Below are 24,489 nucleotides of genomic sequence, written 5' to 3'. Positions count from 1 at the left end.
CGCCCTGCGCGGGGCCGAGCGTCCCGGTTCGGGGGAATCAGGCGGTGGCGACCAGGAGGGTGGTCAGGGCCACGAGGGCGAGGGAGCCGAGGAGGCAGTCGATCGCGGTGCGGATCAGGCGGAACTTGCGGGCGGCCAGGACTGCCATGAAGCGCAGGTGGTCGGTCTGGTAGCCCGTGGTCACCCAGGCGTGGAGCTGATCGTCCGTCAGGCGTGGCCAGCTGGTCCAGCCGTTGCCGCGCAGGTCGGGGCGGACGGCGAGCAGCAGGAGGGCGGTCGCGGCGAGCAGGGTCGCGGTGCAGAGGGCGGCGGCGGTGGTGGCCGTGGCGGTGGGGTGGAGCTCGGGGGCGGTCGAGGCCAGGGCGACCAGGGCGGCTCCGGAGAGGGCCAGTAACAGGCTCGCCTTGGCATCGGCGCGGGCGAGGTCGGCCTGCAGGGTGGTCACGACCCCGGCCATCCGGGACTGCTGCTCGGGGGTGGTGGGTTCCATTGCGGTTCCTGCTCCCAACGTGCTTCGCCCAGTGGGTGGTTGGAGGGAGAACGCGGTCGAAGGACGCGCGGTTCCAGCGGCGCTCCGGTGGGATTTCGGCCGCACCTGGATGTCAACGCGGGTTGACAGATGGAAGCTGTCAACCTATGTTGACAGCATGAGCGACACCAAGCAGCTCGCGGCAGCCGCGAGCAGTCGTGACCCGGCGGTCGGCCTGCGGGCCGTCCGCGCCCTGCGGGAATTGGCGGACCGGCTGGAGGACCTCCAGGTCGGGAACGCGCGTGGCCAGGGCTGGTCCTGGCAGGAGATCGCGGTGTGTCTGGGCGTCAGCCGGCAGGCCGTCCACAAGAAGCACGCCAAGCGGGACGGAGGCTGAGGGATGTTCGAGCGGTTCACGGTGGCGGCGCGGCAGGTGGTCGTACAGGCCCAGGTCGAGGCGCGGGAGTTGAAGCACGACTGGATCGGCACCGAGCACCTGCTGCTCGGGGTGCTGGCCGATCCGTCCGACCCGGCGGCCGCGCTGCTGGTGGCGGAGGGGTTGGACCACGCGGCCGCGCGGGCCGAGGTGGCCCGGCGGCTCGGGCCCGGGCCGGGGAGTGACGCCGAGGCGCTGGCCTCGATCGGGGTGGACCTGGATGCCGTCCGGGCGGCGGTGGAGGCGGAGTTCGGCGAGGGAGCGCTGACGGGGGCGGTGCCGGGCGCGCGCGAGGAGCCGCGTCGGCGGGGCTGGTTCAAGGGCGACCACCGGCCGTTCACGCCGCGCGCCAAGAAGGTGTTGGAGCTCTCGCTGCGGGAGGCGCTGCGGTTGAAGGAGAAGGAGATCGGGGTCCGGCACCTGCTGCTCGGCCTGCTCCGCGAGGGTGGCGGCCTCGCGGTGACGCTGATCACGGAGCGGGGGATCGACCCGGACGGTCTGCGGCGGGAGTTGGAGGCGATGTCCGGTAGGTGAGGCGTCGTTCGGACACCGTCCGCCGCATCGTCACGGACGGTGTCCGAAAGCCGGACAGGGCGTCAGATGCGGGGTTGAGCGCGGGAGGTGAATAGATATGATCTGCTGACCGCGTGTACTGATCAACCGCCCAGAGCGTGACGGGGTGGTGCGCTGTCTTCCGCCTCCCGCAGCCGTCCGCCCCGAGGATCAGACTGATGAGAGCTCGCACGCGCCCCGACCGAGGCGCGTCCCGCCGCCGTTCGAACGGCAGTACCGCCTGGTGGGCCGCGGTAGGCCTGCTGGTCGGAGCCGGCGGCGGCGCGGCCGCGATCACGCTGACTCCGACCGTGCACCAGCCGGCGGTGGCCGGCACCGTCGGCGGGGCGCTGCTGCTCTGGGGCGCGCTGCTCGCGCTGGCCTGCCGCCAGCTCGGCCGGGCCCACCGGAGCGGGGAGGAGCTCGAGGCCACCCGCGAGGAACTGACCGGGACCGCCGCCCGCGCCGCCGCCCTGCACAGCGAGGTGAGCGCGGCCCACCGCGCCGCCGCCGAGCTGCGCGCGGCGCTGGCCACCACCCGGGCCGAGGCCGACGCTGCGCACGCCGAACTCCGTACCGTCGAGGCCGGCCTGGCCACCACCCGGGCCGAGGCCGAGGAGCTGCGCGAGCACGCCGACCGGGCCGAAGCCGACCGGGCCGCCCTCGACCGGATGTCCACCGAGGTGCTGCCCGAGGTGGTCGGACGCCTGCGGTCCGGCAGCTCGGTGGAGACCGTCCTGGCCCCGCACCGCGAGCTGCCACACGTCGCGCTGCTGCGCACCGTGGCCACCGAGATCGGCCGGGGCGAGCGGCAGCGGGCCGCCGCGCTGGCGGTCTGCGCGACCGCCGCGGGCCGGGTCCAGGCGCTCGCCACCAGCATGCACGCGGAGCTGCGCGACATGCAGCACCGGCACGGCGAGGAGGTGCTCGGCGACCTGCTGACGCTCGATCACTCCACCGCCCAGGCGGGCAGGATGGCCGACTCGATCGCGGTCCTCACCGGCGCCCGCTCCGGCCGCCGCTGGACCAGGCCGATCGGAGTGGAGTCCGTCCTGCGCGGCGCGCTCGGCCGGATCGGCGCGTACCAGCGGGTGCGGCTGCACTCGGCCAGCACCGCCGCGGTGGCCGGGTACGCGGCCGAGGGCGTGATGCACGCGCTGGCCGAACTGCTCGACAACGCCGCCAACTTCTCCGCGCCGCCGGCCGAGGTGCACGTGTACGTCGAGGAGGCGCACTCCGGCCTGGTGATCACGGTCGAGGACGGGGGACTCGGTCTCGGCGAGAGCTGGCTCAAGCGGGCCGAGGCCGCCGTCTCCGCCGATCCGCTGGACCTCACCGCGCTCTCCGCCGGGACCAGGCTCGGCCTCGCCGTGGTCGGCGTCCTGGCCCGCAAGCACGGGCTGCAGATCTCGTTCCGGCCGTCCGCCCGGGGCGGCACCGGCGTGGTGATGCTGATCCCCGCGCAGCTGATCACCCACCCGGAACCCACCCCGGCCGCACCTGCGGAGCCCGTACCCGCCGAGCCGGTCCCCGTGCACGAGCGGCCCGCGCCCCAGCCGGTCGCCGCCGCGAGCGCCGGAACCACCGAGAACGGCCTGCCGCAGCGCCGCCGCGGCCAGACCCTGGGCACGGCCCCGACCCCGGCCGGGGCCGCCACCGCGCCCGCCGCCCAGCCCGCCGGGACCGATGCGGCGGTGGCCGCCGCCCGGTTCGGCGCGTTCCGCCGCGCGCTCCAGGCCGGTCCGGTCGCACACCCCGACGACGCTTCCCGGAAGGACGACTCCTGATGAGCAGCACCGACCGCGATCTCGACTGGCTGTTGGAGAACCTGCTGGCCGCCACCCCCGGCGCCCGGCACGCCTTGGTGCTGTCCGCCGACGGCCTCAAGCTCTGCCACACCGCCGGTCTGAGCACCGATCAGGCCGACCAGCTGGCCGCGATCTCCTCGGGGATGCAGAGCCTGGCGCACGGCGCCTCGATCGAGTTCGGCGACCGCAGCGGCGGGGTCAGGCAGTCGATGACCGAGTTCCACGGTGGCATCCTGTGCATCGTCGCGGCGGGCGAGGGCGCGCACCTCGCGGTGGTCACCGACGAGAGCGCCGACGTCGGCGTGGTGGGCCACAACATGTACGGACTGGTTGAGCAGATCGGTACGTACCTGACCGCTCCGGCGCGCGAGTCGGCATGAGCACCCGCCAGGGCGCACCCGGTCCCGACGATTCGCCGGACCGGCTCTACACCGTCACCAAGGGGCGCAGCCGCGCCCCCGAGCAGGCCTTCGACCTGGTGACCCTGATTGTCGCCGAGCAGGAACCGACGCCCGGCATGCAGTCCGAGCACGCCCGGATCCTGGAGATCTGCGCCGACCCCACCGCCGTGGTCGAGCTGGCGGCCGAACTGGCCCTGCCGGTCAGCGTGGTGAAGATCCTGGTGGGCGACCTGCTGGAGGCCGGCCGGGTCACCGCCCGGCATCCCCGGTTCGCGCCCACCAAGGCCAGGCTGCCCGACCTCGACACGTTGAAGCAGGTGCTCAGTGGACTCCAACGGCTCTGACACCGCGCTGCTCGCGCGGTCGGCCACCCCGTTGCGCAGCACCGCCTCGGACGGGCTGAAGATCGTGGTGGTGGGCGGCTTCGGCGTCGGCAAGACCACCCTGGTCGGTGCGGTGAGCGAGATCCGTCCGCTCACCACCGAGGAGACCATGACCAGGGCGGGGGAGGGCGTCGACGACCTGACCGGGGTGGCCAGGAAGCGTTCCACCACGGTGGCCTTCGACTTCGGCCGGATCACCCTGGACGACCGGCACGTGCTCTACCTGTTCGGCGCACCGGGCCAGGAGCGGTTCTGGTTCCTCTGGGACCGGCTGTTCGCCGGGGCGCTCGGCGCGGTGGTGCTGGTGGACACCCGGCGGCTGGCCGACTCCTGGTACGCGATCGACCGGCTGGAGCAGCACGGCACGCCGTTCGTCGTCGCCAGGAACGACTTCGGCGGGCCCGAGCACAGTCTGGCCGAGGTGCGCGCGGCCCTGGACCTGCCCGAGCACGTACCGCTGATCGACTGTGACGCCAGGGACCGCGACTCCGGCAAGCAGGTCCTGATCGCACTGGTCCGCCACATCCAGCAGTTGGCCCTGACCGCCCATGAGGAGACCCCGTGACCGAGCCCGCGACGACGTCCCCCAGCCTCCGGCCGGGGGGACCTCCTTCGCCGCCGGGCTGCCCGGCGCACGCGGACGCCACTCCGCTGTACGGGCCCCGGTTCCAGACCGATCCCGGTCAGCTCTACCAGGAGCTGCGCCGCACCCACGGCCCGGTGGCGCCGGTCGAGTTGGCCGGCGGCGTGCCGGCCTGGCTGGTGATCGGCTACCGCGAGCTCCAGCTGATGACCGGTCAGCCCAAGCTGTTCGGCCGGGACTCCAGCCGCTGGAACCAGTGGCCGAACATCCCGGCGGACTGGCCGCTCAAGCCGATGATGGCCCCCGTCCCGTCCATCCTGTACGCCGAGGGCGCCGACCACCAGCGCCGGAAGGCGGCGGTCACCGACGCGCTGGCCGGGGTGGACCAGTACGAGCTGAAGCAGTACTGCGAGGAGGTCGCCGACCGGCTGATCGACGGGTTCGCGGGCAAGGGCGAGGCGGAGTTGGTCGCCGACTACGCGCACCGGCTGCCGCTGCTGGTGCTCTGCCGCCTGTTCGGTCTCGACGAGGACGAGGCGCCGGTGCTGATCGGCGGCCTGGTGGCGATGCTGGACGGCGGCGCGGACGCCCAGGCCGGGGCGCAGCGGCTGCTGGACGTGATGCTCGGTCTGGTGCACCGCAAGCGCGCCGAGCCGGGCCCCGACGTCACCTCCAGGCTGCTCGGGCACGAGGCGGCGCTGACCGACGAGGAGGTGATGCGCGACCTGCGGGTGATCCTGATCGCGGGTCACCAGCCCTCGGCGTACTGGATCTCCAACGCGCTGCGCCTGATGCTCACCGACGACCGGTTCGCCGCCTCGCTCTCCGGCGGCCGCCGGAGCGTCGGCCAGGCGCTCTCCGAGGCGCTCTGGGAGGACACCCCGACGCAGATCTTCGCGGGCCGCTGGGCGACCCGGGACACCCAGCTGGGCGGTCAGCGGATCGCGGCGGGCGACATGCTGCTGCTCGGCTTCGCCGGGGCCAACACCGACCCCTCGGTCCGGCAGGCCGACGGCGCCCCGGCCGAGGGCAACCGGGCCCACCTGAGCTACTCGTACGGTCCGCACGCCTGCCCGTTCCCGGCCCAGGAGATCGCCGAGGTGATCGCCGCGACGGCGATCGAGGTGCTGCTGGACCGGCTGCCCGACCTGCGGCTGGCGGTGGCCGAACACGCGCTGGTCTGGCGGCCCTCGGCCTGGGTCCGCGCCCTGGTGGCGCTGCCGGTCGCCTTCACCCCCGGCTACCAGGCGGGCTGACCGCCCCTCAGCCGAGCCGCCACCCCATCGAAGGAGTACACATGCCCGCCCCGATCGTGATGGATCCGCTGGCCACCGACAACGCCGCCGAGGGTGCGCTGCTGCGGGCGGCCGGGCCGGTGGTGCGGGTGGAGCTGATGGGGGGCGTCCGGGCCTGGGCGATCACCCGGCACGCGGCGGCCAGGGCGCTGCTCAACGACGAGCGGCTGGTGAAGGACGCCCGGCACTGGGCGGCCTACCAGCGCGGCGAGGTGCCGGGGAGCTGGCCGCTGATCGGGTTGGCGGTGCCAGGGCCGAGCATGGTCACCACGGACGGCGCGGAGCACCGCAGGCTGCGTTCGATCGTGGCGCAGGCGTTCACCCCGCGCCGGGTGGAGGCGATGCGGCCCGGCATCGAGGCGATGACCGCCGAGCTGCTGGAGAAGGTGGCGGCGGCCGGGCCCGAGGTGGACCTCAAGACGGTCTTCGCCTTCCCGCTGCCGATGACGGTGATCGGGAGCCTGCTCGGCCTGCCGGAGGAGGACCACGCCCGGATCCGCGAACTGTACGAGCGCTTCTTCAGCAGCGTGAAGGACCCGGCCGAGGTCCCGGCGATCATCGCGGCGCTGAACGCCTTCGTGAACGGCCTGGTCGCCGCGCGCCGGGCCGCGCCCGGCGAGGACCTGATCAGCGCGCTGCTGGCGGCCGACGTGGAGGGCGGCGCACTGACCGACGCCGAGGCGGCGGCCACCGTCCGGGTGATCATCGCGGCCGGGCACGAGACCACGGTCAACCTGATCAGCAACGCCGTCCGGGCCCTGCTCACCCATCCGGACCAGCTGGAGCTGGTGCGCAAGGGTGAGGTGCCGTGGTCGGCGGTGGTCGAGGAGTCGCTCCGCTGGACGCCGCCGACCAGCAACTTCCTGTTCCGCTTCGCCACCGCCGACCTCCCGTACGGCGAGGTGGTGATTCCGGCCGGGGACGCGGTGCTGGTCTCCTACAACGCGATCGGCCGCGACCCGGCCCAGCACGGGATCACCGCCGAGGTGTTCGACGTCACCAGGGAGCCGGCCCGGCTGCTCTCCTTCGGCCACGGCCCGCACATCTGCCCGGGGGCGTCGCTGGCGCGGATGGAGGCGGGGATCGCGCTGCCCGCGCTGTTCGAGCGCTTCCCCGAGCTGCGACTCGCGGTGCCGGACGCGGAGCTGCGGCCGAGCCCGTCGATGGTGGTCAACAGCCTGAAGGCGCTGCCGGTCCTGCTCTGACCCCTCCTACGGCCAAACCCGCCCGCGCAGCACAGCCAGGTCACGACTGCGGCACTGGCCGATGAAGGTCGAACGCACACCTTGGCGGCGGATCACGACTGGGTTAACGTCTTCGAGCCAGCCCGACGGGCCGGTAACTCACTTCTCTGGTTCAGCGCCTGTTGTTCCGTCTTACTGCTGGCATGTCATGCCCTGGCAAGGAGGACCTCGTTGACCACCGTCCAGTTCGTGATCGAAGGCTGCCGATGACCCTCCGCCCCCGGCTGCTGGCCGTACCCGCCGTCCTCGCCCTGGCCCTCACGGCGGCCTGTTCCAACTCCTCGACCAGCAACGGCGGCGGTGGCGGCTCCGCCGCGCCGCTGACCGGCGACTGCGTCAAGTACCAGGCGTACGCGGGGAGCTCCGGCAAGACGGTGACGATGTTCGCCTCGATCCGCAGCCCGGAGTCGGACTCGCTGGAGAAGTCCTGGGCCGAGTTCAGTTCTTGTACGGGGATCAAGATCTCCTACGAGGGCTCGCCGGACTTCGAGTCGCAGATCCAGGTCCGGGTGACCGGTGGCAACGCTCCTGATCTGGCGATCATCCCGCAGCCCGGGGTGCTGGCCCAGATGGTGAAGACCGGCAAGGTGGTGAAGCCGCCGGCCCAGACCGAGGCCAACGAGGCCAAGTGGAGCCCGATCTGGAAGACCTACGGGTCGGTGAACGGCACCTTCTACGCGGCGCCGATGAGCTCCAACATGAAGTCGCTGGTCTGGTACTCGCCGAAGGCCTTCAAGGCGGCCGGCTACCAGGTGCCGAAGACCTGGGCCGAGCTGATGACGCTGAGTGGGAAGATCGCCGCCTCCGGCTCCACCAAGCCGTGGTGCGGCGGCATCGGCTCCGGCACCGCGACCGGCTGGCCGGCCACCGACTGGCTGGAGGAGGTCGTGCTCGGCTCGCACGGCGGCGAGGTCTACGACCAGTGGGTGAGCCACCAGGTGAAGTTCGGTGACCCGAAGATCGCCGCCGCGATGCAGACGGTGGCCGACTGGATGCAGAACCCGGCCTGGGTGAACGGCGGCATCGGTGACGTGAAGTCGATCGCCACCACCACCTTCCAGGACGCCGGCGCGCCGATCCTGACCAACAAGTGCGCGATGCTCCAGCAGGCCTCGTTCTACGCGGCGCAGTGGCCCAAGGGCACCAAGATCGGCGAGGACGGCGACATCTTCGCCTTCCAGCTCCCGGCGGTGAACCCCGCGGTGGGCAACCCGGTCGAGGGCGGCGGCGAGTTCGTAGCGGCCTTCTCGAACCGGCCCGAGGTGCAGGCGGTGCAGAACTACCTGTCCAGCTCGGAGTGGGCGAGCAGCCGGGTCAAGGTGACCAGCGGCTGGGTCTCCGCCAACCAGGGCGTGGACAAGAGCCTCTACACCGACCCGATCGACCGGCTCTCCGCCGCCGCGCTGACCGACCCCGCCACGACCTTCCGGTTCGACGCCTCCGACCTGATGCCCGCCGCCGTCGGCGCGGGCGCCGAGTGGAAGGCGCTGACCGCCTGGTTCGCCGAGGGACAGGCCATCCCGAAGGTGGCGGGCGACATCGACGCGGCCTGGCCGCAGCAGTAGTCGGTCGACCGTCACGGGGCGGCGCGGGTCCACCCGCCCGCGCCGCCCCCCATCCCCCTGCCGGGAAGGACTCCTGAATGCCCGCCACCCTCGTGGCCGCTTCCGCCTGGAGCGACGCCGGGATCAAGTTCGGTAACAGCCTGGGCGCGATCGCCGGGTTCCTGGGCATCCTGCTGCTGGTCTTCTTCGCGGCCGGCCGGGCCACCGGCCGGTTCGCCCGGCCGCTCGCGGTGCTGGTGATGCTCGGCCCGGCCGTCCTGCTGCTGGTGGTCGGCCTGGTCGCGCCGCTGGTCCGGACCGTCTTCCTGAGCTTCTACAACGCCGACAGCGACCGCTCGGTCGGCCTGCGCAACTACGACTGGGCGTTCACCACCGACTCGATCCACACCGTGCTGCTGAACACCGCCCTCTGGCTGGTGGTGGCACCGCTCACCGCGACCGGCCTCGGCCTGACGCTGGCGCTGCTGGTGGAGCGGATGCGCTGGCAGGGGCTGTACAAGTCGCTGATCTTCCTGCCGATGGCGGTCTCGCTGGTCGGCGCCGGGATCATCTGGAAGTTCGTCTACGAGTCCCGGGGCGCGGGCCAGCCGCAGATCGGGCTGCTCAGCCAACTGGCCGTCAGCCTGGGCTGGGACGACCCGCCGAACTGGATCCTCAGCCAGCCGGTGAACAACCTCCTGCTGATCGCCGTGATGGTCTGGGTGCAGACCGGCTTCGCCATGGTGGTGCTCTCCGCCGCGATCAAGGCGATCCCGGACGAGGTGACCGAGGCGGCCCGGCTGGACGGCGCGCGCGGCCTGCAGCTGTTCTGGTTCATCACGGTGCCGATGATCCGCACCACGCTCGTGGTGGTGCTCACCACCGTCATGATCACCACGCTGAAGGCCTTCGACATCGTCCGCACCATGACCGGCGGCAACTTCGGCACCCAGGTGCTGGCGAACGAGATGTACGCGCAGTCCTTCACCCAGTTCGACGTGGGCCGGGGGAGCACCCTGGCGGTGCTGCTCTTCCTCGCTGTGCTGCCGCTGGTGGCCTACAACATCGTCCAGCTGCGCAAGGAGCGTGAGACTCGATGAGCACTCCGGTGAAGGGCTCCACGAGCACTCCGGTGAAGGGCTCCACCGCCGTCCGACGGTCCTTCAGCGGACCGCTCGGCTCGCTGTTCGTCATCGTGGTGACGGTACTCTGGACGGTCCCCACCTTCGGCCTGCTGGCCACCTCGCTGCGGCCCAAGCAGGAGGTGGCGACCAGCGGTTGGTGGGAGGTGTTCACCCACCCCCAGCTGATCCTCTCCAACTACCACACGGTGCTGTTCGAGGGCGGCTTCGGTGTCAGTGCCGGGATGATGCCGTTCCTGGTCAACTCGCTGGCGATCAGCGTGCCGGCCACCGTCTTCCCGCTGGTGATCGCGGCGATGGCGGCGTACGCGCTGGCCTGGGTGCGGTTCAGGGGCAGCGACACGGTCTTCTTCGTGATCTTCGCGCTCCAGGTGGTGCCGCTGCAGATGGCGCTGATCCCGCTGCTCCAGCTGTTCTCCGGCGGGGCGCACCTCGGCGGTCTGACGGTCATCCCGGCGGTGAACCTGAGCGGGACGTACGCGCCGGTCTGGCTGGCGCACACGATGTTCGCGCTGCCGCTGGCCACCTTCCTGCTGCACAACTTCATCTCGCAGCTGCCGCGAGACCTGATGGAGGCGGCGATCATGGACGGCGCCTCGCACTTCAAGATCTTCCGGTCCATCGTGCTGCCGCTCTGCACCCCGGCGCTGGCCTCGTTCGCGATCTTCGAGTTCCTCTGGGTCTGGAACGACCTGCTGGTCGCGTTGACCTTCGCGGGCGGCACCCCCGAGGTGGCGCCGATGACCGTCCGGCTGGCCCAGCTCTCCGGTTCGTTCGGCGGCCGCTGGGAGCTGCTGACGGCCGGGGCCTTCCTCTCGCTGATCATCCCGCTGATCGTCTTCTTCGCGCTCCAGCGGTACTTCGTCAAGGGACTGCTGGCGGGGTCCGTCAAGGGCTGAGCTGTCATGCCCCGGGAATGTGTGGGTTCTGCGTACGGGGGCTCTCCGCAAGCTGTACACCGGTAACGGCATTTCGCCGACGATGTTGTTATCGGACACTTGGGGATGGGTGTGGGGTACAGAGAACGACTCTCGGGGCTGATGGTGGCCCTGCTCGCGGCGACGGCGCTCTCGGCCGGCCCCGCGAGCGCGGCCGAGACGGCCACGCTCGGCAACACCACGATCGGCGCCGCCACCGACTCCGGCGACTCCAACCACCTCAACGCCTCCCGGTTCGTCACCGGCGCCAGGGGAGGCCAGGTCAGCAGCGTCAGCGCGTACGTCGGCCCGGTCGGGGCGGCGCCCAACAACCAGTACCAGCTGGCGGTCTACCAGGACGCCAGCGGCAAGCCCGGCGCCCTGGTGGCCAACAGCGCGGCCGGCACGCTGGTCGCGAACAGCTGGAACACCCTGCCGGTCGCGGCCACCCTGGCCCCCAACACGCCGTACTGGCTGGCCTACAACAGCAACGGCGCGAGCACGGCGGTCAACAACCTCAAGTACAACGGCGGCGGCAAGGGCGCGTACAGCAACGCCGCTACGGCGTACGGCAGCTGGCCCGCGAGCTTCGGCGCCTCGACCAACACCTCGCTGGAGTTCTCGCTCTACGCGACCTACACCCCGACCGGTGGCGGCACCCCCACCCCGGGGGCCGGGCCCGGGAGTTCGGGTCCGGTGCTGCTGGTCACCACGGCGGCCAACCCGTACAGCCGGTACTACACCGAGATCCTCAAGGCCGAGGGGCTGAACCACTACCAGGTCGTCGACCTCTCGCAGGTCACCCCGGCGCTGTTGGCCCAGCACGACCTGGTGCTGCTCGGCGAGACCCCGCTGACGGACGCCCAGGTCACCGTGCTGTCCGACTGGACCAACGGCGGCGGCCGGCTGATCGCCATGCGGCCGGACAAGAAGCTCGCCCCGCTGCTGGGCCTGACCGCCACCGCGGGCACCCAGTCCGACGCCTACCTGCGGATCGACACCTCGGCCGCGCCCGGCGCGGGCCTGACCGGGGAGACCATCGGCTACCACGGCACCGCCGACCGCTACACCCTGAACGGGGCGACCGCGGTGGCCGGCCTGTACAGCGACGCCACGACCGCGACCGTCAACCCGGCGGTCTCGGTCCGCGCGGCCGGCTCGGGCCAGGCCGCCGCCTTCACCTTCGACCTGGCCAAGTCCGTGGTGCAGACCCGGCAGGGCAACGCGGCCTGGGCGGGGCAGCAGCGCGACGGCACCGACGGCTACGAGGCCAGCGAGATGTTCTTCGGCCTGAACGGGCAGTCGGACTGGAACGACCTGGGCAAGGCGCTGATCCCGATCGCCGACGAGCAGCAGCGGCTGCTGGCCAACCTGGTCACCCGGATGGACCTGGCGAAGACCCCGCTGCCCCGGTTCTGGTACTTCCCCCGGGACGTCAAGGCGGTGGTGGTGATGACCGGTGACGACCACGGCGTCGGCGGCACCGCGGGCCGCTGGGACTACTACATCACGCAGAGCCCGCCCGGCTGCGTGGTGGCCGACTGGGAGTGCGTGCGCGGCTCCTCGTACCTGTACACCGGTGGTCCGCTGACCCCCGCGCAGGCGCAGGCCTACTCGGACGAGGGCTTCGAGGTCGGTGTGCACGTGACCACCAACTGTCGGCCGTGGGGCACCGCGGCGAACCTGCAGTCCGTGTACGCGAGCCAGCTGAGCGCCTGGAAGACCAAGTACCCCGCGCTGCCCACGCCTTCCAGCAGCCGGACGCACTGCGTGGAGTGGGACGACTGGGCCACCCAGGCCAAGACCAAGCTGGCCAACGGCATCCGGCTGGACCACGACTACTACTTCTACCCGTCCTCCTTCGTGCAGAACCGGCCCGGGTACTTCAACGGCACCGGCATGCCGATGAAGTTCGCCGACACCGACGGCAGCCTGATCGACGTCTACCAGGCGGCCACCCAGCTGACCGACGAGTCCGGCCAGTCCTACCCGGGCACGGTCAACACCCTGCTGAACGCCGCGTACGGCCCGGAGGGGTACTACGCCGCGCTGACCGCCAACATCCACACCGACTTCGCGCCCTCCCAGGTCTCCGACCAGGTGATCGCGGCGGCCAAGGCCAAGGGCGTGCCGGTGGTCTCCGGGCGGCAGTTGCTGACCTGGCTGGACGGGCGGAACGGCTCGGCCTTCACCGGCCTGACCTGGAACGGCAGTTCGCTCAGCTTCGGGATCACCGGCGGGGCGAACGGGCTGCGCGCGATGCTCCCCGTGCAGTCCGCCACCGGGACGCTGACCGGGATCAGCCGGGGTGGCCAGTCGCTGCCGTACCGGGTGGAGACCGTCAAGGGCGTCGCCTACGCGTTCTTCGACGGCGCGGTCGGCAGCTACACCGCGAGCTACGGCCAGGACACCACCGCGCCGACGGTGAGCGGGACTTCGCCGACGGCGGGCGCACCCGCCGTACCGGCCGGGACCCCCGTGCGGTTCTCGTTCAGCGAGCCGCTGGACGGGGCGACGGTGAACGGCTCGGCCGTCACGCTGCGGCCCACCGCCGGGGGAGCGGCGGTGGCGGGCTCGGTCTCGTACGACTCGACCACCAGCGGGGTGGTCTTCACCCCGGCGGCGGCCCTGGACCTGACCACCGGGTACACCGCGACCGTGCAGGGCGTCCGGGACGTGGCCGGCAACCAGCTGGCCGCGCCGTACGTCCTCACCTTCACCACGGCCGGTGCGCCGCCGCTGACCATCGGCAACAGTGAGATCGGCACCCAGACCGACGACACCGACGCCAACCACCTGAACGGCAGCCGGATCGTCACCGGCGCCGCCCCGGTGACGCTCAACCAGCTGAGCGTGCACGTCGGCGCGATCAGCCCGGCCCCCAACAACCAGTACCAGCTGGCGGTCTACACCGACGCCGGTGGTGCACCGGGCACCCTGGTGGCCACCACGGCGGCGGGCACGCTGACCGCCAACGCCTGGAACGCGTTGCCGGTGAACGTGACGCTGAGCGCGGGCACGGCGTACTGGCTGGTCTACAACACCAACGGCACCGGCGGGACGGTGAACAACATGCAGTACAGCACCGGCGCGTTCGGGGTCGGCGCGTACCAGGGGGCGGCGGTGCCGTTCGGGACCTGGCCGAGCAGTTTCGGCACGGCGACCAGGACGACGCTGTCGTACTCGCTGTACGGGTCGTACTGATCCGGGCCCGTTGATCCGTCAGGTTCTGTCACAGCTCTGCGACAAGGCGGTCGCAGGGATGTTTTGAACCTGTTCAGAAGTGGCGCTCGGCCCCTAGGGTCACGAGCGGCGCGGCATCCCCGTCCGGATTCGCGCCGCTCGTCGAACCCTGAGGGAGCGTCATGTCCAGTCCCACTGTGCCCGGTCCGCCGATACCCGGGGGCTCCGGCGGTGGCTCCGGCCCCGGTGCCGGTGCTCGCACCGGTGTCCCGGCCGGCTCGGCCAACCCCTGGCGGCCGCCGGTGGGGCCGTCCACGCCGGCCTGGATCACCGCCACCGCGGCCCGGGTGCCGGCCACGCCCCGGCTGCGGGTGCTGGGTGCGGCGGTCGGCGCCGGACTGTTCTCGGCGGTGCTGATGGCCCACGGACTCGGCGTCAACCTGCTGCTGTTCGCGCTGGCCGCCGCTGTCCCCGCCGCCCTGGCCGCACGGGCGGGGGGCCGCCGGGTCCGGCCGTGGACCGTGACGTGGGTGCTGGCCGCGCTGGTGCTGGCCGCCGTCCCCGCCCTCACCGACGCGGGCTGGCCGGTCTTCCTGGCGGTCACGGTCGCGCTCGGCGTCGCCTCGCTGGCCCTGCACGGCGGCACCAGGTGGGCCGGGGTGCTGCTCGGCCCGCTGGGCGTGTGGGCGCACTTCCTGCCCTCGCTGTTCTGGGCGGCCGGATCGGCCCGGGGCCGGTCCTACCCCGCCAAGGCGAAGGTGCTGCCGGTCCTGAAGGCGGTCCTGGTCGCCGCGGTGCTGCTGGTGGTCTTCGGCGCCCTGTTCGCCAGCGCGGACGCGGCGGTCGCCGACCTGCTCGACGGACTGACCCCGAGCGTCGACCTCTCCGACCTGCCGGCCCGGGTCGTGTTCTTCTGGGGCGGACTGGTGGTGGCGCTCGGCGCCGCCCACACCGCCGCCGCCCCGCGCCGCTGGGACCGACTGCCCGTCAGGCCCGGCCGGACCCGGACCCGACTGGAGTGGGCCGTCCCGATGGTCGCGCTCAACCTGCTGTTCGGCGCCTTCGTGGCGATCCAGGCGGTGGTCTTCTTCGGCGGCTACGAGGCCGTCATGAGCAAGCCGGGCCTGGTGCCCGCCGAGTACGCCCGGCAGGGCTTCTGGCAGCTGCTCTGGGTCACCGTCCTCACCCTGGTGGTGGTCGCGCTCGCCCAGCACTGGGCGCCGCGCCGGACCGCCGGCGACCGGCTGCTGACCAAGAGCCTGGTCGGCCTGCTCTGCGCGCTGACCGTGGTGGTGGTCGCCACGGCGTACTACCGGATGCAGCGCTACGTGGGCGCCTTCGGCCTGACCCGGCTGCGGATCTCGGTCACCGCCGTCGAACTCTGGCTCGGCGTCGTGCTGCTGCTGGTACTCGTCGGCGTGGTGTTCGGGGCTCGGCGCTGGCTGCCCCGCGCGGTGGTGCTCAGCGCGGTGGTCGGGGTCGCGGTCTTCGGGCTGATCCGACCGGACGCGATGATCGCCGAGCAGAACGTCGCCCGCTCCGAGGACGGCTACAGCATCGACATTGGCTACCTGGGCGGGCTCTCCGCCGATGCCGTCCCCGCGCTCGACCGGCTGGAGGGCGACCTGCGCAGCTGTGCGCTGGGCCGGATCTCCGAGTCCCTGGCCGACCGGGACCGGTCCTGGTACTCGACCAGCCTGGCCGAGGCCCGGGCGGCCGACATCCTGCGGGGCCGGCCGGTCGGCCAGGACTGGCCCTCGGCCTGCGCCCGGAGCGTCCTCGGGACCACCAGCCGCTAGCGACCGGCAGCACACCACACTTGGCGGTCGCGGGCGTGCCGGGGGGCCCGTCCGCGACCGTCGGGACAACCACGGGGTGCCGTAGTCTGAGGGCGTCAGACCTTCGTTGCCGGAATGGACCCGCGATGCCGTACGAGCCACCCACCCACTCGGTCGAGCGCTCGCTGCGCCGGGCGGGAGCCCAGCTGGTGGCCGGTCTCGACGAGGTCGGCCGGGGTGCCTGGGCCGGTCCGGTCACGGTCGGCGCGGCGGTCACCGGGCTGCGCAGGCCGCCGGAAGGGCTGACCGACTCCAAGCTGCTGACCGAGAAGCGCCGGACCGAGCTGGCCCCCGTCCTGGCGGACTGGGTCACCGCGTACGCCCTCGGCCACGCCTCCGCGCAGGAGTGCGACGAGCTCGGCATGACCGCCGCGCTGCGGCTGGCCGCCGTCCGGGCCCTGGAGGCCCTGCCGGTCCGCCCGGACGCGGTGATCCTGGACGGCAAGCACGACTACCTCGGCGGCCCGTGGCGGGTCCGGACCGTGATCAAGGGCGACCAGTCCTGCGTCTGCGTCTCGGCCGCCTCGGTGCTGGCCAAGGTGAAGCGCGACGCGATGATGGCCGAAATCGGCCTGGACCACCCGGAGTTCGGCTTCGCCGACAATGCGGGCTACCCCTCGCCGGTGCACCGCGCGGCGCTGGACGAGTACGGCCCGACCGGTCAGCACCGGCTCTCCTGGGCCTACCTGGACGCGCTGCCGAGGTGGAGCCACCTCAAGCGCAGCCGGTTCACCGAAGCGGCGGACGAACAGCTCTCGTTGGGCTTCTGACCTCGTCGTCGGGCCGTCGGCTTTGCCGTCGTCCTGCGGTCTGCCGGCGCGTCGGTCTCGTGTTGGCCCTTGCTCCGCCGGCCCGTCGGGCTCGCGTTGGCCTGCGGTTCGCCCGGTGTTGGGACGTGCGGTGACAGTTCGTGGTCCAATGATTGCCGGTCGGTTCCAACTGGTGGGGCGCCCGTGCGCATTCGACCGGCATTTGATAGACATCGGGCATGCCTGTCTTCCCCGAGGAGCCGGAGATTCACGAGAGTACCCCGGGCCCCGGCGTTCCCTTCCCGCGAGAGTCGGACGCACGCGCCCCCCGCACACCTGTCCCCGCCGGAGCCGCCCGCCCGGTGCCGGGCCCGCGTCCGGCCGCACCCCGGCCGGGGCCGCGTCCCGGCCCGCCGCCGGCCCGACGACCCGTCACCCCGGTCCAGTTGGTGCCCTCGACCACACGCGGCGCGGTCGACCGGGCCGACGACACCGTCGACCGGCTGCTGGAGGCCGGGCGGCGTCCGGACACCGTCCTGGTCCTGACGGTCGGTGATCCGCACCCCTGGCAGCAGCACGAGATCGGTTTCGGCGAGGAGCGCTACTGGGCGCAGCTCACCGAGGGTGGTGACGTCTTCTACGCGGATGCCACCGCGACCCGGACGGTCGGCCGCGAGGTGGTCGTCCTGGTCGTCAACTCCCCGGTGCCCGCCGCCCGGTTGGCCGAGGCCGCCCGGGCCGCGCACGCGCTGGCCGGCGAGCTGCTGATGGTCTGCGGCGACGTGGACACGGTGGCGCCGCTGTTCCCCGGTGCCGGCACGCCGGTCCTGGCCTGACCGGATCCGCCCGACGCGGCGCTGTGGCGACCCCTTGCTCGCGGGTCGCCACAGCACCGGACTCCATCGGCCTCAGCCGATGGTGATCCGGAACAGCTTGTCCGCCCCGTCGGCCGCCCCGCCCTTGTTGTCGGCGTTGGTGGTGGTCAGCCAGAGCTGGTCCGCGCCGGGCACCTTGCTGACGGTGCGCAGCCGGCCGTAGCTGCCGACGTAGTAGGAGGTCGGCGTACCGACCGTCTCGGTGTCACCGTTGATCGGGATCCGCCACAGCCGCTCGCCGCGCAGTGCGGCCATGTAGACCACGTTGCGGACGATCGCGATCCCGCTGGGGGAGGCGACGTTGACCGCCCAGCTGGCCTTCGGGTTGGTCATCCCGGCCGTGTTGCAGGTGCCCTCGCAGGTCGGCCAGCCGTAGTTGGCACCGGGCTTGATCAGGTTGAGCTCGTCGAACTTGGAGTCGCCGAACTCCGCCTCCCAGAGCCGCCCGTTGCGGTCGAAGGCCAGCCCCTGCGGGTTGCGGTGCCCGTAGCTGTAGACGTAGTTGCCGAACGGGTTGCCGGGCGCCGGCTTGCCGTCGGTGGTGAGGCGCAGGACCTTGCCGTTGAGCGAGTTCCGGTCCTGGGCGTTGGCCTGGGTCTGGGCGTCGCCGGTGGTGGCGTACAGGAACCCGTCGGGGCCGAACGCCAGCCGTCCGCCGTTGTGGTAGCGGTTCTTCTGGATGCCCTGGAGCAGCACGGTGTAGCCGCTGAGCGCGGTGCCGTCGTAGCTCATCCGGACGATCCGGTTGCCCTCGGCGGCGGTGTGCATGAAGTAGACCCGGTGGTTGGTCGACCAGTTGGGATCGACGGCGACCCCGAGCAGCCCGCCCTCGCCGTCGGTGGTGACGGCGTTGGGGACGGTGCCGACCTGGGTGCGGACGCCGGCCGGGGTGGTCCTGAAGACCCTGAAGCTGTCCCGCTCGGTCACCAGCGCGCTCTTGCCGTCGGGCATCCAGTAGACGCCCCAGGGGACGGTCCACCCACCGGAGAGGGCGGTCGGCGAGCCCGGCAGACCGCCGTCGGCGGAGCAGGCACCGGTGGTGAACGACACCGGAGCGGACGGCGCCGAGTATCCGCCCGCGGTGTCCTGGGCCACCACGGTGAGGGTGAACGGGGCGTCGCAGGCCAGGCCCGTCACCGCGGTCGAGGTGGCGGGCGGCGTCCCGGTCACCGTCTTCACCACCGCGCTGCCGCTGCGGATCTCGTACGCCACGACGCCCTTGTCGTCGGTCGAGGCGGCCCAGCTCAGCGTCGCGCCCGTGGAGCCGATCCCCGACACGGTCGGCGTACCGGGCCTGCTGGGCAGCGGGTCGCTGCTGGTCAGCGTGGTGCAGTCGACCGGGACGCTGGCCGCAGAGGCGTTCCCCGAGGCGTCCCGGGCGATCACCGTGAGGTTGTAGGTGGTGTTCGGAACGAGGCCGGTGAGCTGGGTGGCGGTGCTGTCGCCGGGCGCCTCGCCGATCTTGTTGCCGTGCTCGTAGAGGTCGTAGGCGCTGATGCCGACGTTGTCGGTCGAGGCACCCCAGGAGAGCGTGAGGCTGTTCGCCCCGACGGCCGAACAGCTGGGCGTGCCGGGCCTGCTGGGCGCGCTGGTGTCGGCGGCGGTGCCGACCTGGAGCCGGTCCAGGTTGGGTCCGCCGTTGACCGTGGTGGCGGTGGCGCGGACCTTGTTGGTCCCGGCGATGAGGTTGGCGTTGACGGTCCTGGTCGCCCAGGTGTCCCAGTTCGCGGTGGGCGGGAAACTGACTCCGGCGGCGACCACGGTGCCGTTCACCGCGATGTCCATCGGCCGGTCGGCCGTCCCGGCGTTGGCGTACCTGAGGGCCAGTGCGGCACTGCCGGCCGTCCCCGCGCTGACCGTGAACTCCACGTACGAGCCGGTGACGTTGGTGTAGTCGACGAAGCCGGTGCCGGTGTAGCCGGTGTGGTTGGCGGCCACCGCGGCCTGGCCGGTCGCCGCGTCCTCCGCCTGGTAGTCGGTGGTCGGTGCGGGGATGTCGAGGTCGAGGGCGTCGAGGTTCGGCAGGCCGGTCGCACTGGTCGAGGTGAGCCGGATCCGGTTGGTTCCGGCCGTGACCTGGGCGGTCACCGTGGAGGTGGCCCAGTCGTCCCACGTCCCGGTGGACGGGAAGGAGCGGGCGGCGGAGACCACCCTGCCGTTCACGGCTAGATCGCCCGGCCGGTCGAGCGTGGTGCCGTTGGCGTACCGGATCGCGATCGTCGCGGTGCCGGCCGAAGTGGCGTTCACCGTGAACTCCACCCAACTGCCCGTCACGTTGTCGCCGTTGACGAACCCGGTGCCCGAGTAGCCGGTGTGGTTGGCCTCGACCGCGGCGAGCGAGAACGCCGCGGTCTCGGCCTCGTACCGGGTCGGCGCTGCCGAGGCGGCGAGAACGGGGGCCGACGCGGCCGGTACGGCGGCCGCGCCGACGAGCAGGGCCGCGACGGCCAGGCCGCTGACTGCCTTGAGGGGACGCATGGTTGCTCCCCTCAGCCCTGGTACTGGACGACGATCTTGGTGAACGCGTACGGCGACTGCGCGATGCCGCTGCACGCGTCGGCGTCCGTACCGCTGCCGCAAGGGCGGTCGCGGTTGACGGCCCAGAAGGTGAACCGGGCCAGGTGGTGCTGGTTCGCGTAGGCCAGGACGGTCTTGAAGTCGCCGGTGGTGACGGTCTCGCCCGGCTCGTCGGTGATGCCGTTCATCGAGGAGACGCCGCTGTGCCGGTAGGCCGCGTCGTCGCTGTAGCCGTACGCGCTCTTCACCGCCGACTTCAGGCCCTCCAGGGCGCTGACCGTCGCTTGGCCCATGGTGCCGCTGTGGCCGCCGAAGTCGAACGGCATGATGATCCAGCCGTCGTTGGCCAGCCCGGCCGCCGCGCCCCGCTTGATCAGGTCCTTGCCGGTGGCGTCCGGACCGTTCGGCGTGGTGCCCATGGTCACGTAGGTGACGATGCCGGGGTTCTTGGTCTTGACGATCTTCAGCGCGTCGACCACGCGCTGACGGACCGTCGCACTGGAGAACTCGGTGTCCTCGATGTCGATGTCCAGCGCCTTCAGGTGGTAGGCGTTGATCACCTTCTGGTACGCACCGGCCAGCGCGGTGGCGCTGGTGCACTTCTCGCCGAGCTTGTTGCCGCTCCAGCCGCCGACCGAGATGACGACGTCCCCGCCCGCCGCCCGGATCGCCTTGATGGCCGCCTCGTCGGAGCCGCCGGTCAGCGACCGGCTCCCGTCCCACTTCGGGTTGCAGCCGCCGTCGGAGAGGACGAACGCCAGCGTGAACCACTTCACGCCGGTGGCCGCCATCACGTCGGTCGGCTTCTGCGGACTGCCCCAGCCCAGGTACTCGTACGGGGCGGCCGCCATCGGGCCGGGGCCGGTGGCGGCCGAGCTGACGGTGGGGGTCAGCAGTAGGGCGGTGGAACCGAGGGCGGCGGCCAGCACCACGCTGGCGGTACGGCGGGGAGCGGAACTGGGCATGTCTGCTCGCTTCTTGGGTCTGGTGCGCGGGAAGTTCCGGGCGGGGCGCCGGACTTGAGGGCACCGTTCAGAATCGAGCCACGAAGCGCGAAGGGTCAAGAGTTTGGTTAGGAAACTTTCCGATTGAATGCTCTGCGTCAAGTCGGCCCGGCTGTTGAGGTCTTGGTCCGAGGCGGGGTGTGGCCGACAAGAGGTGGTGGGCGCTGTGAGGTGGCGCCTGGTCAGCCGGTGGCGAAGCGGTGCAGCGGGCGGACCGGCGCCACCTGCCCGGGACGGCCCGGCTGGCCGGACTGCGGGCGCGCCGGACGCGGGCTCAGCTCGGTCACCGTGTGCACCGGCCCGTCGACCCAGGAGCCCGAGTGCGGGTTGCGTCCGCTGCGGCCGTCCCCGAGCGACTGCCAACCGCTGGGCGTCAGTGCGATGTACGAGCCGCAGCGCAGCCCGTGCAGTGCGGCCGCGTCCCGCAGGGCCCACATCCAGGCGCCATCCTGCCGGGTCCAGCCTGCCGCACCGTCACGGCAGCGCAGCAGTACGGCCGTCCGCTTCGGCTGCGCCAGCCGGAGGTCGTGCGGGGTGATCAGGCGCAGGTGAGTGAGGATCTCGTGTCGGTGCTGCCAGCCGTCCTCGCTGTGCTGGCGGGCGGCGAACGAGGCGGAGGCGGTCACCTGGTGCAGCGCGTCCAAGACCGCGACCACCGTGGTGCCCGGCTGCGGGAGGTGCCGTTGGTGCAGCTCGGCCACGAACTCGCGCGGGTCGCGCAGCAGGGGGATGTCGGAGCTGCTCCAGCTCTCCAGGTCGAGAACGCGTCTTCCGGAGAACCGGTGTCGGTCGCTGCCGTTGATCACGATCCTCCTTCCCGGCCCGCCGCCCGTGGGGTGCGGGAGCGCGCGGGGTCTGCGTACGCCGAAAGCCGGGTCCGTCGGACCGGGCTCTGGGTACCTCCCAATTCTCGGGCCAGATGGGGACGAGCGGCAACGATGAAATGACGAACGGCGCCCGAATGCCGATGGTCTGCCGGATATATTCCACCCCGAGCGCACTGCCATTCGGCTGATGGAGGGTCGGATCCGTCAGGTCGGGCCGGCCAGGTTGTCCGCTTGGGGTGGTCGTTTGGGGGTCGCGTTCTCCGTCGGGGGTGGGGGCAGGTCTGGACGGCGAGCTGAGTGCGGAGCTCGATGCTGGGTCGGGCCTGAACGGCGAAGGTGAGCGGCAGCACCGGACCTCCGCCGTCGGGGCTGGGTCAAGCCTGGACGGCGAGGGTGAGCGGCAGCACCGGGCCCGCGCCGGCCTGGCGGAGCAGGCGGGCTGCCACCGTGACCGTCCACCCCGAGTCGACCAGGTCGTCGATCAGCAGCACCGGGCCGGGGGAGGCAGCGATCGCCTCCTGCAGCGCCGGTGGCACCAGCAGGGCGCCGGCGAGTGAGTGCAGCCGCTGGGCGCTGTTGCTCCGGGCGCCGCGCGGGGGCTGGCCGCCCGCGTACTCCAGCTGTCCGAGCAGCGGCAGCCGCCCGACCTCGGCCAGCCGGGCGCCGAGGCTGCCGACCAGCTGCGGACGGCGGGCCGAGGCCATCGTCACCACCCCGACCGGGCGGGCCGGTCGCTTGCCGTCGGCGTCCACCGGACCGGCCCAGCCGCCGGGGCCGCGCGCCCAGTCGGCCAGCACGGTGACCATCGCGTCCAGTACGTCGGCCGGGACGGGGGCGTCCGGCGCGTCGTCTGCGAGCAGGGTACGCAGCCGAATGCCCCAGCCGATGTCGGAGAGCCGCCCGAGGGCCCGGCCGGTATCGGCCTGCTCGCCCGCCGGGATCCGGCCCTTGAGCGGGACGCCGATCGCCTCCATTCCGGTCGGCCAGAGCCGCCGCGGCTCGAAACTGACGCCGGGCCGGCCGAGCGCGGCCCGGGCCGCCGAGTCGGCCTCCGCCGAGACCTCGGCGGAGGGCCTGGTGCCCGCGCAGTTGTCGCAGCGTCCGCAGGGTGCGGCCTGCTCGTCGTCCAGCTGGCGGCGGAGGAACTCCATCCGGCAGCCGGTGGTGGCGGCGTACTCGCGCATCGCCCGCTGCTCGGCCTCCCGGGACTCGGCCACCTTGGCATAGCGCGCGGCGTCGTACGCCCAGGGCTGCCCCGTGGCCGTCCAGCCGCCGCGCACCCGGCGGACCGCGCCGTCCACGTCGAGCACCTTGAGCATGGTCTCCAGCCGGGCCCGGCGGAGGTCGACCCTCGGCTCCAAGGCGGCGGTGGAGAGCGGCCGACCGGCCTCGGCCAGCGCGGCGAGCGTCCGCCTGACCTGCTCCTCGGCGGGGAAGCCGAGCGAGGCGAAGTACCGCCAGATCGCCTCGTCCTCCCGGCCGGGCAGCAGCAGCACCTCGGCCCGGTCCACCCCGCGGCCCGCGCGGCCGACCTGCTGGTAGTACGCGATCGGGGAGCCGGGCGAGCCCAGGTGGACCACGAAGCCGAGGTCGGGCTTGTCGAAGCCCATGCCGAGCGCGGAGGTGGCGACCAGGGCCTTCACCCGGTTCGCCAGCAGGTCGGCCTCGGCGGTGCGGCGCTCGGCGTCCTCGGTGCGGCCCGAGTATGAGGCGACCGGGTAGCCGCGCTCGCGGAGGAAGGCGGTCACCTCGTCGGCGGCGGCCACCGTCAGGGTGTAGACGATGCCGGAGCCGGGCAGCTCGGCGAGGTGGTCCGCCAGCCAGGCCAGCCGCTGGGCGGGATCGGGCAACTCGAGCACGCTCAGGCTCAGGCTCTCCCGGTCGAGCGGGCCGCGCAGGACGAGCGCGTTGCCGTCCGCGTGGTCACCGGCGCCCGTGCCCAGCTGGTCGGCGACGTCGGCGGTGACCCGGGCGTTGGCGGTCGCGGTGGTGGCCAGCACCGGGACGCCGGGGGAGAGCTCGGCCAGCATGGTGCGCAGGCGGCGGTAGTCGGGGCGGAAGTCGTGGCCCCAGTCGGAGATGCAGTGCGCCTCGTCGACCACCAGCAGGCCGGTGGAGGCGGCCAGCTTGGGCAGCACCTGGTCGCGGAAGTCCGGGTTGTTCAGCCGCTCGGGGCTGACCAGTAGCACGTCCACCCGGCCGGCCGCCACCTCGGCCTGGATCTCGTCCCACTCCTCGGGGTTGGCCGAGTTGATGGTGCGGGCGTGGATGCCCGCCTTGGCGGCGGAGTCGACCTGATTGCGCATCAGCGCGAGCAGCGGCGAGACGATCACCGTGGGGCCCGCGCCCCGGGCCCGGAGCAGGGCGGTGGAGATGAAGTAGACGGCGGACTTGCCCCACCCTGTGCGCTGCACCACCAGGGCCCGGCGGTGGTCGACCACCAGGGCCTCGATGGCCAGCCACTGGTCCTCCCGCAGCACGGCGGCCGGGCCGGCCAGCTCACGGAGCACGGCCTCGGCCCGCGCCCGGACGGCGGCGCGGTCGGGAGTGGGGGCGGGGTGCTGCAGCGGCTGGGTCATGGCTCATGGATACAGGCTGGGGGCGACAGACGGCGAACTCCGGCCTGAGGAGGTGCGCGGCCGGTTGGTCATTAGATCATCTGAATGAGTGTCATTTGTTGCTGAATGTGCTGATATGTTCGCTGCTCCGAACGAGTGTACTG

At 72.3% G+C, this 24,489-nt stretch carries 19 protein-coding genes and 2 pseudogenes; 16 read left to right on the top strand and 5 right to left on the bottom strand.

Going from position 1 to position 24,489, the window contains the following annotated elements:
- Nucleotides 1-37 precede the first annotated feature (37 nt).
- A complete protein-coding gene (locus tag ACKUU6_RS10350) occupies nt 38-490 on the bottom strand; it encodes a Pycsar system effector family protein (protein WP_407988200.1) in 453 nt (150 codons plus the stop codon).
- Nucleotides 491-647: 157 nt separating this feature from the next.
- Between ACKUU6_RS10350 and ACKUU6_RS10345 the strand changes: the two genes are divergently transcribed.
- The 16 genes and pseudogenes from ACKUU6_RS10345 (at nt 648) to ACKUU6_RS10270 (ending at nt 17,380) form a co-directional block, all read left to right on the top strand.
- On the top strand, nt 648-866 hold the full coding sequence (locus ACKUU6_RS10345; protein WP_184913623.1) for an RNA polymerase subunit sigma-70: 219 nt from the start codon (nt 648-650) through the stop codon (nt 864-866).
- Nucleotides 867-869: 3 nt separating this feature from the next.
- Nucleotides 870-1,013: pseudogene (locus tag ACKUU6_RS10340) on the top strand (Clp protease N-terminal domain-containing protein); the annotation flags it as partial.
- 219 nt (nt 1,014-1,232) lie between these two features.
- Nucleotides 1,233-1,439, top strand: a pseudogene (locus ACKUU6_RS10335) (Clp protease N-terminal domain-containing protein); the annotation flags it as partial.
- 197 nt (nt 1,440-1,636) lie between these two features.
- Entirely contained in the window at nt 1,637-3,244 is a 1,608-nt protein-coding gene (locus tag ACKUU6_RS10330; protein WP_407988199.1) for a sensor histidine kinase, read from the top strand.
- Complete coding sequence (locus ACKUU6_RS10325; protein WP_407988198.1) at nt 3,244-3,645, top strand: roadblock/LC7 domain-containing protein; 402 nt, start codon at nt 3,244-3,246, stop codon at nt 3,643-3,645. The genes ACKUU6_RS10330 and ACKUU6_RS10325 overlap by 1 nt, the downstream gene beginning before the upstream one ends.
- The gene (locus ACKUU6_RS10320; protein ID WP_407988197.1) at nt 3,642-4,010 is read left to right on the top strand and encodes a DUF742 domain-containing protein; all 369 of its coding nucleotides are present in this window, start codon (nt 3,642-3,644) and stop codon (nt 4,008-4,010) included. The genes ACKUU6_RS10325 and ACKUU6_RS10320 overlap by 4 nt, the downstream gene beginning before the upstream one ends.
- The gene (locus ACKUU6_RS10315; RefSeq protein ID WP_407988196.1) at nt 3,991-4,614 is read left to right on the top strand and encodes a GTP-binding protein; all 624 of its coding nucleotides are present in this window, start codon (nt 3,991-3,993) and stop codon (nt 4,612-4,614) included. Before ACKUU6_RS10320 ends, ACKUU6_RS10315 begins: the two co-directional genes overlap by 20 nt.
- Nucleotides 4,611-5,888 carry a cytochrome P450 gene (locus ACKUU6_RS10310; RefSeq protein WP_407988195.1) on the top strand — a complete coding sequence of 426 codons (1,278 nt, stop codon included), beginning with the start codon at nt 4,611-4,613 and terminating at the stop codon, nt 5,886-5,888. Before ACKUU6_RS10315 ends, ACKUU6_RS10310 begins: the two co-directional genes overlap by 4 nt.
- Before the next feature lie 41 nt (nt 5,889-5,929).
- Entirely contained in the window at nt 5,930-7,132 is a 1,203-nt protein-coding gene (locus ACKUU6_RS10305) for a cytochrome P450 family protein (RefSeq protein WP_407988194.1), read from the top strand.
- A gap of 245 nt (nt 7,133-7,377) precedes the next feature.
- A complete protein-coding gene (locus ACKUU6_RS10300) occupies nt 7,378-8,736 on the top strand; it encodes an ABC transporter substrate-binding protein (protein ID WP_407988193.1) in 1,359 nt (452 codons plus the stop codon).
- A gap of 77 nt (nt 8,737-8,813) precedes the next feature.
- Nucleotides 8,814-9,815, top strand: a complete 1,002-nt coding sequence (locus ACKUU6_RS10295; RefSeq protein ID WP_407988192.1) for a carbohydrate ABC transporter permease — start codon at nt 8,814-8,816, stop codon at nt 9,813-9,815.
- Nucleotides 9,812-10,756, top strand: a complete 945-nt coding sequence (locus ACKUU6_RS10290; protein ID WP_407988191.1) for a carbohydrate ABC transporter permease — start codon at nt 9,812-9,814, stop codon at nt 10,754-10,756. The genes ACKUU6_RS10295 and ACKUU6_RS10290 overlap by 4 nt, the downstream gene beginning before the upstream one ends.
- 111 nt (nt 10,757-10,867) lie before the next feature.
- The gene (locus tag ACKUU6_RS10285; RefSeq protein WP_407988190.1) at nt 10,868-13,978 is read left to right on the top strand and encodes an Ig-like domain-containing protein; all 3,111 of its coding nucleotides are present in this window, start codon (nt 10,868-10,870) and stop codon (nt 13,976-13,978) included.
- Between the two features lie 161 nt (nt 13,979-14,139).
- Nucleotides 14,140-15,756, top strand: a complete 1,617-nt coding sequence (locus ACKUU6_RS10280) for a DUF4153 domain-containing protein (RefSeq protein ID WP_407988189.1) — start codon at nt 14,140-14,142, stop codon at nt 15,754-15,756.
- Nucleotides 15,757-15,881: 125 nt separating this feature from the next.
- Complete coding sequence (locus ACKUU6_RS10275) at nt 15,882-16,565, top strand: ribonuclease HII (protein ID WP_407988188.1); 684 nt, start codon at nt 15,882-15,884, stop codon at nt 16,563-16,565.
- A 428-nt stretch (nt 16,566-16,993) separates the two neighbouring features.
- Entirely contained in the window at nt 16,994-17,380 is a 387-nt protein-coding gene (locus ACKUU6_RS10270; RefSeq protein WP_407988187.1) for a hypothetical protein, read from the top strand.
- Between the two features lie 72 nt (nt 17,381-17,452).
- Here ACKUU6_RS10270 and ACKUU6_RS10265 read toward each other — a convergent pair whose 3' ends face one another.
- From ACKUU6_RS10265 to ACKUU6_RS10250, 4 genes are all read right to left on the bottom strand, one after another.
- Nucleotides 17,453-19,897, bottom strand: coding sequence for a PQQ-dependent sugar dehydrogenase (locus ACKUU6_RS10265; RefSeq protein WP_407988186.1), 2,445 nt, complete (start codon nt 19,895-19,897; stop codon nt 17,453-17,455).
- Between the two features lie 11 nt (nt 19,898-19,908).
- A complete protein-coding gene (locus ACKUU6_RS10260) occupies nt 19,909-20,901 on the bottom strand; it encodes a chitinase (protein WP_407988185.1) in 993 nt (330 codons plus the stop codon).
- 221 nt (nt 20,902-21,122) lie between these two features.
- Nucleotides 21,123-21,746 (bottom strand): hypothetical protein, encoded by a 624-nt coding sequence (locus ACKUU6_RS10255; protein WP_407988184.1) that lies wholly within the window; start codon nt 21,744-21,746, stop codon nt 21,123-21,125.
- A gap of 395 nt (nt 21,747-22,141) precedes the next feature.
- Nucleotides 22,142-24,346: a DEAD/DEAH box helicase gene (locus ACKUU6_RS10250; RefSeq protein ID WP_407988183.1), complete on the bottom strand. Its 2,205-nt coding sequence runs from the start codon at nt 24,344-24,346 to the stop codon at nt 22,142-22,144.
- Nucleotides 24,347-24,489: the final 143 nt, after the last annotated feature.

The organism is Kitasatospora sp. CMC57 (genome assembly GCF_045866025.2).
Taxonomy (GTDB): Bacteria; Actinomycetota; Actinomycetes; order Streptomycetales; family Streptomycetaceae; genus Kitasatospora.
The sequence above is the reverse complement of the archived record's forward strand: the minus strand, read 5'-3'. Positions and strand labels throughout refer to the sequence as shown.